The 12,676-nt window shown below is 67.6% G+C and carries 9 protein-coding genes; 5 read left to right on the top strand and 4 right to left on the bottom strand.

The window, feature by feature from the left end; translation table 11 throughout:
* Positions 1 to 2 precede the first annotated feature (2 nt).
* Positions 3 to 1,706 (top strand): 4Fe-4S dicluster domain-containing protein, encoded by a 1,704-nt coding sequence (locus L1081_RS04455; protein ID WP_489415369.1) that lies wholly within the window; start codon positions 3 to 5, stop codon positions 1,704 to 1,706.
* Positions 1,707 to 1,826: 120 nt separating this feature from the next.
* Here the strand turns inward: L1081_RS04455 and L1081_RS04450 are convergent, their stop codons facing one another.
* The 4 genes from L1081_RS04450 to L1081_RS04435 form a co-directional block, all read right to left on the bottom strand.
* Positions 1,827 to 5,483, bottom strand: coding sequence for a hydantoinase B/oxoprolinase family protein (locus L1081_RS04450; protein WP_489415368.1), 3,657 nt, complete (start codon positions 5,481 to 5,483; stop codon positions 1,827 to 1,829).
* Positions 5,484 to 5,516: 33 nt separating this feature from the next.
* A complete protein-coding gene (locus L1081_RS04445) occupies positions 5,517 to 6,809 on the bottom strand; it encodes an MFS transporter (RefSeq protein ID WP_489415367.1) in 1,293 nt (430 codons plus the stop codon).
* A 43-nt stretch (positions 6,810 to 6,852) separates the two neighbouring features.
* Positions 6,853 to 7,668, bottom strand: coding sequence for a putative hydro-lyase (locus L1081_RS04440; RefSeq protein ID WP_489415366.1), 816 nt, complete (start codon positions 7,666 to 7,668; stop codon positions 6,853 to 6,855).
* A gap of 91 nt (positions 7,669 to 7,759) precedes the next feature.
* Positions 7,760 to 8,665 carry a LysR family transcriptional regulator gene (locus L1081_RS04435; RefSeq protein WP_319438511.1) on the bottom strand — a complete coding sequence of 302 codons (906 nt, stop codon included), beginning with the start codon at positions 8,663 to 8,665 and terminating at the stop codon, positions 7,760 to 7,762.
* Positions 8,666 to 8,733: 68 nt separating this feature from the next.
* Between L1081_RS04435 and denD the strand changes: the two genes are divergently transcribed.
* The 4 genes from denD to L1081_RS04415 all read left to right on the top strand — a co-directional run bounded on the left by denD (position 8,734) and on the right by L1081_RS04415 (position 12,640).
* Complete coding sequence (denD, locus tag L1081_RS04430; protein ID WP_489415365.1) at positions 8,734 to 9,750, top strand: D-erythronate dehydrogenase; 1,017 nt, start codon at positions 8,734 to 8,736, stop codon at positions 9,748 to 9,750.
* A gap of 63 nt (positions 9,751 to 9,813) precedes the next feature.
* Positions 9,814 to 10,785, top strand: a complete 972-nt coding sequence (locus L1081_RS04425) for a DctP family TRAP transporter solute-binding subunit (protein ID WP_489415364.1) — start codon at positions 9,814 to 9,816, stop codon at positions 10,783 to 10,785.
* A gap of 86 nt (positions 10,786 to 10,871) precedes the next feature.
* The gene (locus tag L1081_RS04420) at positions 10,872 to 11,366 is read left to right on the top strand and encodes a TRAP transporter small permease subunit (protein WP_489415363.1); all 495 of its coding nucleotides are present in this window, start codon (positions 10,872 to 10,874) and stop codon (positions 11,364 to 11,366) included.
* On the top strand, positions 11,363 to 12,640 hold the full coding sequence (locus L1081_RS04415) for a TRAP transporter large permease subunit (protein WP_489415362.1): 1,278 nt from the start codon (positions 11,363 to 11,365) through the stop codon (positions 12,638 to 12,640). Before L1081_RS04420 ends, L1081_RS04415 begins: the two co-directional genes overlap by 4 nt.
* The last annotated feature ends 36 nt before the right edge of the window (positions 12,641 to 12,676 follow it).

Raw genomic sequence — 12,676 nt, 5'->3', positions numbered from 1 at the left:
ACATGACCCACGACGAAATCCTCGCCCAGTTCGGCCCCCGCGAATCCATGGAATATGACGTGGTGGTCGTCGGCGGCGGCCCGGCCGGCCTCTCGACCGCCATCCGGCTCAAGCAGCTGGCGGCCCAGCACGACAAGGAAATCTCGGTGGTGGTGCTCGAGAAGGGCTCCGAGCCCGGCGCGCACATTCTCTCGGGCGCCATCATGGACCCGCGCGCGCTCAACGAGCTGCTGCCCGACTGGAAGGAACAGGGCGCCCCGCTGAACCAGCCCGTGACCGACGACGCCATGGTGTTCCTCGGCGAGAAGTCGGCCCTGCGCACGCCCAACCTCTTCCTGCCGGCCTGCTTCCAGAACCACGGCAACTACATCATCAGCCTGGGCGCCTTCACCAAGTGGCTGGCGCAGCAGGCCGAGAACCTGGGCGTGGAGATCTTCCCGGGCTTTCCGGCGGCCGAGGTGCTCTACAACGAGAACGGCTCGGTGCGCGGCGTGGCCACCGGCAACATGGGCGTGGGCAAGGACGGCGAACCCACCGAGAACTTCCAGCTCGGCATGGAGCTGCTGGGCAAGTACACGGTGTTTGCCGAAGGCGCGCGCGGCCACCTGGGTCGCCAGCTCATCAGCAGGTTCAAGCTCGACGAAGGCAAGGACCCGCAGACCTACGGCCTAGGCGTGAAGGAAGTGTGGGAAATCGACCCCAAGCGCCACCAGCCCGGCTTCGTGCTGCACACGGCCGGCTGGCCGATGAAGAGCGACACCTATGGCGGCGCCTTCCTCTATCACATGGAGGACAACAAGGTCACGATGGGCTTCATCACGGGCCTGGACTACAGCAACCCGTACCTGAGCCCGTTCGAGGAAATGCAGCGCTGGAAGCTGCATCCCAACATCCGCTGGTACCTCGAAGGCGACGAGGCCCAGGGCATCAAGCCCGGCAAGCGCATCGGCTACGGCGCGCGCGCCATCACGGCCGGCGGCCTGATGTCGCTGCCCAAGACGGTGTTCCCGGGCGGCGCGCTGGTCGGCTGCGAGGCGGGCTACCTCAACGTGAGCCGCATCAAGGGCAGCCATGCCGCCATCAAGACCGGCATGCTGGCCGCCGAAGCGGCCTTCGACGCGGTGCAGGCCGGTCGCCAGCACGACGAGCTCACGGCCTACCCGGCCGCGTTCGAGAAGAGCTGGCTCTACGCGGAGCTGAACAAGGCACGCAACTTCAAGGCCTGGTTCAAGAAGGGCCTGGGCATTGCCACCTTCATGAACGGCATCGAGCAGTGGCTGCTCAAGGGCCATATTCCATGGACCCTGCGCCGCAACAAGCCCGACCACCTGTACCTCAAGCCCGCGGCGGAGTGCAAGCCCATCGCCTATCCGAAGCCGGACGGCAAGCTGACCTTCGACCGCCTCTCGAGCGTGTTCATCAGCAACACCAACCACGAGGAGCAGCAGCCAGCGCACCTGACACTCAAGGACGCGTCGGTGCCGGTGAACATCAACCTGTCGAAGTTCGCGGGCCCCGAAAGCCGCTACTGCCCGGCCGGCGTGTACGAGTTCGTGCCCGACGAAGCCAAGGCCGGCAAGGAGCGCCTGCAGATCAACGCGCAGAACTGCGTGCACTGCAAGACCTGCGACATCAAGGACCCGACGCAGAACATCGTGTGGGTCACGCCCGAAGGGGGCGGCGGGCCGAATTACGTGGGGATGTAGTTCTTCTCGGAGCGCTGTTGTTCCTGGCGCTCTTGTTCGGGGCGCGTGCACAGGTCACCGGGTACTCCCCTCCGCGAATGTCCCCCGTCGGCGGGAGCGCACCCCAGGACAGAACGCAGTTCAGCGCCCGTTTTCGCCCCACCCGCCCCCACCAGGCGTCTCGATCACGAACACATCGCCCGGCCGCATCTGCACCTGCCCGATGTGGCCAAGTTCCTCGATGCTGCCGTCGGCCCGCTCGACACGGTTGATGCCCACCGCGCCGGCCTCGCCGCCCGCACCGCCGAACGCGCCGTGGCGGCGGCCGTTGCTGAGGATCGACGCCGTCATCGGCGCCAGGAAACGCACGCGCCGCACGCCGCCGTCGCCGCCGCGCCAGCGCCCCGCCCCACCCGAGCCGGTGCGCAGACGATAGCTGTCGAGCCGCACCGGATAGCGGAACTCGAGCACCTCGGGGTCCGTCAGGCGCGAGTTGGTCATGTGGGTCTGCACCACGCTCGTGCCGTCGAAGCCCGGGCCCGCGCCCGAGCCGCCCGAGATGGTTTCGTAGTACTGGTGCTCGCCGTCGCCGAAGGTGAAGTTGTTCATGGTGCACTGGCTCGCAGCCATCACGCCGAGCGCGCCGTAGAGCGCATTGGTCACGCAGCTCGAAGTTTCGACGTTGCCCGCCACCACCGCGGCCGGCGGCAGCGGATTGAGCATGCAGCCGTCCGGCACGATCACCTCGATGGGCTTGAGGCAGCCCGCGTTGAGCGGAATGTCGTCGTCCACCAGCGTGCGGAACACGTACAGCACGGCCGCCATGGTGATGGCGCGCGGCGCGTTGAAGTTGTTGGCCAGCTGCGCGCTGGTGCCTGTGAAGTCGACCGAGGCCGAGCGCCTGACGGCATCGACCGTGACCCGCACGCGGATCTGCGCACCGTTGTCCAGCGGCAGCGTGAACTCGCCGTTCTTCAGCGCCGTGATGACGCGGCGCACCGACTCCTCGGCGTTGTCCTGCACGTGGCCCATGTAGGCCGCCACAGTCTCGCGGCCGAACTGCGCGACCATGGCCTGCAGCTCCTGCACGCCCTTCTCGTTGGCGGCGATCTGCGCGCGCAGGTCGGCCAGGTTCTGCTCGATGTTGCGCGACGGATGGGTGCCGCTGCCCAGCAGCGCGCGCAGCTCGGCTTCGCAGAGGCGCCCGCCCTCCACCAGCTTGAAGTTGTCGATCAGCACGCCCTCGTCGCCGATGGTGGCCGAGAACGGCGGCATCGAGCCCGGCGTGATGCCGCCCACGTCGGCATGGTGGCCGCGCGACGCCACGTAGAACGACGGCCGCGCATCGCCCGGCGCCAGGTACACCGGCGTGACCACCGTGATGTCGGGCAGGTGCGTGCCGCCGTGGTAGGGGTCGTTCAGCACGAAGACATCGCCCGGCTTCATGCCGGGGTTGCCGTCGATCACGATCTTGATCGACTCGCTCATCGAGCCCAGGTGCACCGGCATGTGCGGCGCATTGGCGATCAGCTTGCCCTCGACGTCGAACAGCGCGCAGGAGAAGTCGAGCCGCTCCTTGATGTTCACCGAGTAGGCCGTGTTCTGCAGCCGCAGGCCCATCTGCTCGGCAATGTTCATGAAGAGGTTGTTGAACACCTCGAGCATCACCGGATCGGCGCTGGTGCCCAGGGCCTGCGTGGCCACGCGCGGGCGCACGCGGTGCAGCTCGATGCCGGCCGCGGTGGCGCGCGCCTGCCAGCCGGGCTCGATCACCGTGGTGGCGTTGCGGCCCGCGAGGATGGCGGGGCCTTCGAGGGACGCACCGGGCTTGAGCGCCGCCTCGTCGAACAGCGCGGCATCACGCCAGCCCGCGGCCTTCTCGTCGGCTTCGCAGTACATGCGCACAGCGGCCAGTGGTTCGGGTGCATGAGTGGCCGCATCGCCTTGTGCGGCTGCGGGCGCCGCACGCTCGCCGGCGCCCACTGCTTCGACCGTCACCGCCTCGATCACGAGCGCGCGCTCGGCCATCAGGAAGGCGAAGCGGCGGCGATAGCCGGTTTCGAATTCTTCGCGCATGGCCGCGATCGCGTCGTCGGCCGAACCCGCCATGGGCAGCGCGCAGGCCAGCGCGGTGTCGGTTCCCTCGTAGCGCAGCTGCACGCAGTGCACCGCGGCAATGGCCGCATCGGCCACGCCCTGCTCGCGCAGTTCTCCTTTGGCCTGTGCCGACAGCGAAGCTGCCGCCTCGCGCGCCGCCGCCAGCCCCTGGCCATCGAGCCGGCGCTCCAGCGCCAGCTCGCGCATCGCGAGCTGGTCGGCCAGCCCCATGCCGAAGGCCGAGAGCACGCCCGCGAGCGGATGCAGGTAGACGCTGCGCATGCCGAGCGCATCGGCCACCAGGCAGGCATGCTGGCCGCCTGCGCCGCCGAAGCACTGCAGCGTGTACTGCGTGACGTCGTAGCCGCGCGCCACCGAGATGCGCTTGATGGCATTGGCCATGCTGGCCACCGCGATGCGCAGCGCACCGCTCGCCACCTCCTCGGCGCTCACGGTGCGGCCCGTGGCCTCCGACATGCGGCGCGCCATGGCATCGAAGCCGTGCCGCGCGGCCGCCAGGTCGAGCGGTTCATCGGCGTTCGGCCCGAACACATGCGGAAAATGCGAGGGCTGGATCTTGCCGAGCAGCACGTTCGCATCGGTGGTGGTCAGCGGACCGCCGCGCCGGTAGCTGGCCGGCCCCGGGTTGGCACCGGCCGACTCCGGCCCCACGCGCAGCCGCGCGCCGTCGAAGGCGACGACCGAGCCGCCGCCCGCGGCCACCGTGTGGATGCTCATCATCGGCGCGCGCATGCGCACGCCCGCCACTTGCGTTTCGAAGGAACGCTCGAACTCGCCGACGTAGTGCGACACGTCGGTGGAAGTGCCGCCCATGTCGAAGCCGATCACGCGCGCGTGGCCCGCGTCGAGCGCGGTGCGCGCCATGCCGACGATGCCGCCGGCCGGGCCCGAGAGAATCGCGTCCTTGCCCTGGAAGCGGTCGGCCTGCGTGAGCCCGCCCGAGCTCTGCATGAAGAACAGCGGCACGCCCGGCATCTGGTGCGACACCTGCTCCACGTAGCGCCGCAGGATCGGGCTCAGGTAGGCGTCGACCACCGTGGTGTCGCCGCGCGGCACCAGCTTCATGAGCGGGCTGGTCTTGTGCGACACCGACACTTGCGTGAAGCCGATGGCGCGCGCGATGCGCTCGGCCGCCAGTTCGTGCGCGGCGTAGCGCCAGCCGTGCATGAACACGATGGCGCAGGCGCGCAGGCCGGCATCGAAGGCATCCTGCAGCGCGGTGGTCAGCGCGTGCTCGTCCAGCAGCTGCACGACGCCGCCCTGCGCATCCATGCGCTCGCCGGCCTCGATCACGCGCTGGTAGAGCAGTTCGGGCAGCACGATGCGGCGGTCGAACAGCCGCGGCCGCGCCTGCGTGGCGATGCGCAGCGCATCGCGAAAGCCCGTGGTAGTGACCAGCACCGTCGGCTCGCCCTTGCGCTCCAGCAGCGCGTTGGTGGCCACGGTGGTGCCCATCTTCACGCATTCGACGCGCTCGGGCGTCACGGCCTCGCCGGGCGCGAGCTTCAGCAGGCGGCGGATGCCTTCGACGGCGGCATCCTTGTACTGCTCGGGGTTCTCCGACAGCAGCTTGAGCGTGTGCAGGCCGCCCTCGGGGTCGCGGCCGACCAGGTCGGTGAAGGTGCCGCCGCGGTCGATCCAGAACTGCCAACGGGACGGGAGAAGGGAATGCGTAGTCATGAAAAAAATCGGCTTGGAAAAAAACGATACGGATCAGTTCTGGCGCAGGTCGCGCCCGCGCGTCTCGGGCAGGCAGAGCGCCACGATCACCACCATGGCATAGGCCACCGCGGCGCATACGCCGATGGCCGTGCCCAGCGAAAGATGCATCCGGTCGCTCAGCACGCCGACCAGCGCCGGAAAGGTGGCGCCGATGCCGCGCCCGAAGTTGTAGCAAAAGCCCTGCCCGGAGCCGCGCAGCTCATTGGGAAAAAGCTCGGCCAGGAAGGCGCCCGCGCCGCTGAAGATGCCCGACATGAAGAAGCCGAGCGGAAAGCCGAGCAGCAGCATCAGGCCGTCTGTGATGGGCAGCAGCGTGTAGGCATAGACCAGCGATCCGGCGCCCACAGCGAACAGGATGAAGGCCCGGCGGCGTCCGAGCCGGTCCGACAGGTAGGCGCCGCACAGGTAGCCGATGAAGGCGCCGACGATGAACATGAACTGGTAGCCGCCCGAACCCAGCACCGTGAGGTGGCGTTCGTTCTTCAGGAAGGTGGGCAGCCAGACGCCGATCGCGTAGTAGCCGCCCTGCATGCCGGTGAACAGCAGGCTCGCGAGCACCGTGGTGCCCAGCATGCCGGGCTTGAAGATCGCGAGGAAATTGCCGCTGCGATCGCCGCGCGCCACGGCGGCGCGGCTCTGAACGTAGATCTCCGGGTCGCGGATCGAGCGGCGGATGAACACGATCAAAAGCGCCGGCAGCAGGCCCAGCATGAACATCGCGCGCCATGAATACTCCGGCGGCAGGAACGAGAACAGCGCCATCGACACCAGCACTGCCGCGCCCCATCCGACGGCCCAGCTGCTCTGCACCAGCCCCACCGCCTTGCCCCGGTAGGCGGGCCGGATCATCTCGGCGATGAGCACCGAGCCCACCGCCCATTCGCCGCCGAAGCCCAGGCCCTGCAGCGTGCGGGCGACCAGCAGTTGCTCGGGCGTTTGCGCCAGGCCGCAGGCAAAGGTGAAGATCGCGAACACCAGGATCGTGAGCTGCAGGATGCGCACGCGGCCGTACCTGTCGGCCAGGATGCCGGCCGTCCAGCCACCGATGGCCGAGGCCACCAGCGTGGCGGTGCCGATCAACCCCACCTCGGTCTTGCTCATGCCCCACAGCGACAGCAGGATGGGAGTGACCAGCGGCAGCGTGTAGTAGTCGAAGGCATCGACCGCGTAGCCGCTGAAGGATGCGGTGAGCGTGCGTTTCTCGTTCGGGTTGAGCGTGCGCAGCCAGCTGCCTCCGGCTTGCGTGTCGTCGCCCGCCTGGGCGGCGTCGAGGGTGGTCTTCATGGGGTTGTCTCCTTGCGTTTTGAATGGGTGGACAGCGCCGCGACTAGAACGCGGCCAGCTGGTGGTGCAGCAGGTCGGTCACGAGCATCGAGCCCGGCGCGTGCGTGATGGCGAACGGCAGCCTGGCGGCGGCCAGCGCGGCCTGGGGCGTGACCCCGCAGGCCCAGAACACGGGCAGCTCGTCAGGCATCACCTCGACCGCATCGCCATAGTCGGGATCGGTGATCGAGCGGATGCCGATCAGCGCCGGGTCGCCGATGTGCACCGGCGCGCCGTGGACGGCCGGAAAGCGCGAGGTGATCTGTACCGCGCGAATGGCATCGGCCGCGCGCAGCGGGCGCATCGACACCACCATCGGCCCATGGAAAGCGCCGGCCGGCTCGGTGGCCATCGCGGTGCGGTACATCGCCACGTTGCGGCCTTGCTCGACGTGGCGCAGCACGATGCCCTCGGCCATCAGCGCGTGCTCGAAGGTGAAGGAGCAGCCGATGACGAAGCTCACCAAGTCGTCGCTCCAGAGCGCGCGCACGTCGGTGGGCTCTTCCGCCAGCACGCCGTCCTGCCATACGCGGTAGCGCGGCAGGTCGGTGCGGATGTCGATGTCCTCGCCAAGCGCCGGCAGCCCCGGGTCACCGGCTTCCGACACGCCGAGCAAGGGGCACGGCTTGGGATTGGCCTGGCAGAAGCGCAGGAAGTCGGCCGCATGCGCCCGCGGCAGGATCACGAGGTTGCCCTGCACATGGGCGCTCGCGAGCCCGCTGGTGTGGGAGCTCAGCGCACCGCTGCGGCAGGCTTGGCGCACGGCCAGCGCGCTGCTGCCTGCGCCGGGCTGTTCTGCGAAGGATGGACGGTTCGACATTTGGCGTTTCCGATGCCCGAAGCATCGCTGTGGTGTGATGCGCCGGATTGTGGGAATCCGCGCTCACGAACGCCAACGCAAAGTTTCTTTCTCAAGTCATCGATTTTTTCGATGACCCCATGCGGTGCGAAGCATGCACCACGGCGGAGCCGAGCGCGGCCTCCGGCAGCGGCGACGAGGGGTCGTCGCGGTAGCTCGCGTAGATGGGCAGCGGCTCCAGCGTCACGTCGCAAGGCAGCACGCGCAGCGGCAGGCGCCGCGCCAGCGGCTCGACCACCGCGCGCGGCAGCGCGGCCACGCCGAAGCCCGCCTCCACCAGCTGCGCCATCGCCGAGATCGACGAGATCGCATGCACCCGCGGCGGCGGGCTGCCGGCCTCGCGGAACAGCTCGAGCAGCGCCACGTGCGGCTGCGAGCCGCGCTGGAAGGTCAGCAGGTCGAGCGAGAGCAGGTCCGGCAGGCGGTAGCGCCGCTTCAGGTGCAGCTCGCGGTGGCCGACGAAGCACATGGGCATCGGCGGCACGGCGCGGGTGCGCACGCCGTCGCCGGTGGCCGGCAGCGCGGCAAACACCAGGTCCTGCTTGCCGCGCTGCAGCTGGTCGACCAGCACCGGCGTGGTTTCGACGGTGAGTTCCAGCTCGAAGTCCGGATGCGTGGCCTGCATGTGCTTGAGCCAGCCGGTCAGCCAGCTGTGCACCACCGATTCGATGGCGCCCACGCGCAGCACGGCCTCACGCACCGTGCCCGAACCCATCTCGGCCTTGATGTGCATCTGCATCTCCAGCAGCTTCTGCGCGAAGGCATGGAAGCGCTGCCCCGCCACCGTGAGGCGGAACTGCTTGTCGCGCCGGTCGAGCAGCAGAACGCCGAGCTCGCGCTCGAGCGCGGCAATGCGGCTGGACAGCGCCGACTGCGTGAGGTGCAGCTTCTCGGCCGCACGGGTGACGCTCTTGAGCGCCACGGCCCAGTGGAAGGCTTCGACGAATCGCAGGTTCATCGTGCGAGTGTCGCCTGAGCCGCGCATTCCGCTGCGCTATGCTCGTTGGCGAAGGAGACAAGACCACCATGCAGATCGTCATCACGGGCGGCGCCGGCTTCCTGGGCGCACGCCTTGCCCGCACCCTGCTCAAGCAGGGCGAGCTTTCGCTGGCCGGTGCGCCGGCACGCGCCATTTCCCGCATCACGCTGGTCGACCGGGCCGCGCCGCCGGCCGACCTGGCGGCCGACCCGCGCATCAGCGCTGCGCTCGGCGACCTGAACGAACAGCTGGCCTCGCCCGACGCCTCGCTCTGGACCGGGGCCGACGCCATCTTCCACCTGGCCGCCGCGGTCAGCGGCGAATGCGAGGCCGACTTCGACCTGGGCATGCGCAGCAACTTCGCCGCCACGCATGCGCTGCTCGACAAGGCACGCGCCGTGGGCACCCGGCCGCTGCTGGTGTTTGCCAGCTCGCTCGCGGTGTTCGGCGATTCGCCCGAGCAACCGCTGCCGCCGGTCATCGAGGACCACACGCTGCCGACGCCGCAGACCAGCTACGGCATCCAGAAATTCATCGGCGAGCAGCTGATGGCCGACTACACGCGCAAGGGCTTCGTGCGCGGGCGCAGCGTGCGGCTCATGACGGTGAGCGTGCGCCCCGGCCGGCCCAACGGCGCGGCCTCGGGCTTTTTCAGCGGCATGATCCGCGAGCCGCTCGCGGGCATTCGCGCCGCCTGCCCGGTGCCCGACGAGACGCCGGTGGCCATCGCGTCGCCGGCGCGCACGGTCGAAGGCATCATTCGCGCCGCCCAGGCCGGCGATGCCGAATGGGGCCCGCGCACCGCGCTCAACCTGCCCTCGCTTTCCACCACCGTGGGCGAAATGGCCGCTGCGCTCGAACGCGTGGCCGGCAAGGCGGCCACCGACCTGCTCGACCGCACACCCGATCCGGCGATCCAGCGCATCGTGAAAACCTGGCCCGGACGCATCGAGGCCGCTCGGGCCAAGGGCCTGGGGCTGTCGGCCGACGCCAGCTTCGAGACCGTGATTCGCGACTACGTCCGTGAAAATCCCGACGCGGTCAAACTGGTTATTGCGGCATAGTTATCGGTTGCGCGCAAAGCCGACGCTTTGCGACTCCCCCTTTCCATCTCAGGAGACAGAAGAATGAAATTGACCCGACTGGCCGCCGGCCTGGTTCTGGGCATGGGCATGGCCTGCACGGCCTTTGCGCAGACCACCATGAAGATCAGCATTTCCACCGCGCAGAACTCGCACCAGGGCGTCGCGATCGACGTCTTTGCCAAGGAAGTCGAGAAGCGCACCACGGGCCGCTACAAGGTCCAGACCTTCTACAACGGCTCGCTGGGCGGCGAGCGCGAATCGATCGAGGCGGTGCAGCTCGGCACGCAGGAGCTGGCGCTGTCCTCGACCGGCCCGGTGCCCAACTTCGTGCCGGAGACCAAGATTCTCGACGTGCCCTTCCTGTTCCGCGACAAGGCCCACGCGCGCGCCGTGCTCGACGGCCCGATCGGCCAGGACCTGCTGACCAAGTTCGATGCCAAGGGCTTCAAGGCGCTGGCCTGGGCCGAGAACGGCTTCCGCCACATGACCAACAGCAAGCGCGACGTGAAAGGGCCGGAAGACCTCAAGGGCCTGAAGATGCGCACCATGGAAAACCCGGTGCACATCGCGGCCTACAAGACCTTCGGCATCGTCACCACGCCAATGGCCTTCCCCGAAGTGTTCACCGCCCTGCAGCAGGGCACGGTCGATGGCCAGGAGAACCCGCTGTCGGTCATCATCGCGGCCAAGTTCGACCAGGTGCAAAAGCACCTGTCGCTCACCGGCCATGTCTACTCGCCGTGCATCTTCCTGATGAACAAGGCCTCGTTCGACAAGCTCAGCGCGGCCGACAAGCAGGCCTTCCTCGATGCAGCCAAGGAAGGCACCCGGGCCAACCGTGCGCGCGTGGACGAAGACGATGCCAAGGGCGTGGCCGACCTGCGCGCCAAGGGCATGACCGTGATCGACAACGTCGACAAGACCCGGTTCGTCGCAGCGTTGGCACCGGTGAACGCCCAGTTCGAAAAGGACTTCGGCAAGGCCAACCTCGACAAGATCCGCAACTTCAAGTGATCCCTCGGTGCTATCTTTTAGGTAGCATCGTCCGCCCGTTCAGTTGCATCTGACGGGCTTTTTTGTTTTCAACATCACGATTGCAGATGAAAGAAAAATTTCTTGGCATCGAGCGCTGGACCACCGGCGTCTCGATGATCGCCGCCTGCGTGATGCTGGTCATCGCCTCGGGCCTGGGCGTGTTCCAGATCGTCACGCGTTTCGTGCTGGAGCAACCCGCCGAATGGAGCGAGATCCTGATCCGCATGAGCCTGATCTGGATGGTGTTCCTCGGCATCCCGATGGCTTTTCGCCAGGGTGCGATGGTGAGCGTCGATGTGCTCTACCGCTGGAGTCCGCCGCGCGTCAAGCGCGTGCTCGACGCCGTGGTCAGCATCGCGGCGCTGGCGCTGATGCTGGTCATTCTCTGGTGGGGCTGGGACTACGCGATGCGCGGCCGCGTGCAGTCGATGGCGGGCCTTGAAAGCGTGTCGATGATGTGGTCGTACCTGGCGCTGCCGGTCGGTTCGGGTTTTTGCCTTTTTGGCATTGTTGGCAATTTTCTCGATCCCAAGCGGCTCGAACTGGAGACCGCGCAATGACCCCTGTGATGGTTGCAACGATGGTGCTGTGTTTCGCACTGTCGGTTTCGGTGGCAGTGTCCATCGGGCTCGCGTCGATCCTGGGTATCCAGGTGGCCAACGTCAACATGCTGATCTCCGTGAAGGAGATGTTCAATTCCATCAACAAGTTTCCGCTGGCGGCGATTCCGTTCTTCATCCTGGCGGGCAACCTGATGGAAACCGGCGGCATCTCGCGGCGGCTGGTCGAATTTGCCAAGAGCATCGTGGGCGGTGTGCAGGGCGGCCTGCCGATGACCTGCGTGCTCACCTGCATGATCTTCGCGGCGGTGTCGGGCTCGTCGGTGGCGACCACCTTTGCCATCGGTGCGATCCTGATTCCGGCGCTTATCAAGCATGGCTATCCCACCGCGTACGCGGCTGCGCTGCAGGCCACGAGCGCCGAGCTGGGCGTGATCATTCCGCCCTCGATCCCGATGATTCTCTATGGCGTGAGCGCCGAGGTGTCGATCGGCGAGCTGTTCATTGCGGGCTTCGGGCCGGGCATTCTGATCAGCCTGGCGCTCATGCTGTTTGTCTGGGTCTACTGCAAGTGGCGGGGCTGGGGCAAGAACGACGGCGACGGCCGCATGCCTTTCTTCAAGGCGGCGTGGCAGGCCGGCTGGGCGCTGCTGATGCCCGTCATCATCCTGGGCGGCATCTACGGCGGCATCTTCACGCCCACCGAAGCCTCGGCGGTGGCGGTGTTCTATGCGCTGGTGGTCGGCATGGTGATCTACCGCGAGATCAAGCCCAAGGACCTGTACCTCATCCTGCGCAAGTCGGTGCTGTCGTCGGCGGTGATCATGTTCATCATCGCCAACGCGGGCCTGTTCGCGTTCCTGATCACCCGCGCAGGGGTGCCCGACGCCATCGGCCACTGGCTGCAGGAAGTGCTGAAGTCGCCCGCGATGTTCCTGCTGGGCGTGAATGCGGCGCTGTTCGTCATCGGCATGTTCATCGAGACCAGCGCGGCCATCATCGTGCTCGCCCCCATCCTGGCGCCGGTGGCGATGCACTTCGGCATCGACCCTGTGCACTTCGGGCTGATCATGGTGGTGAACCTCGCGCTCGGCATGATCACCCCGCCCTTCGGCGTGAACCTGTTCGCGGCCTGCACGGTGGCGCGCATCTCGCTCGACCGGATCGTGAAATACCTCGTGCCCTTCGTGCTGGTGATCCTGGCCTGCCTGATGGTAATCACGTACGTGCCGTGGGTATCGCTCGCGCTGCGCGACCTGGTGTACGCCAAGTAGCGGAAACAACGCGAAAAAGAAGAAACGGCAGCCTGT

Origin of the sequence: Variovorax sp. MSC1_012 (genome assembly GCF_023667525.1) — a bacterium.
Classification (GTDB): Bacteria; Pseudomonadota; Gammaproteobacteria; order Burkholderiales; family Burkholderiaceae_C; genus Variovorax; species Variovorax beijingensis_B.
Note: the sequence above shows the minus strand (reverse complement) of the source record. Positions and strands in the feature narration are given on the sequence as shown.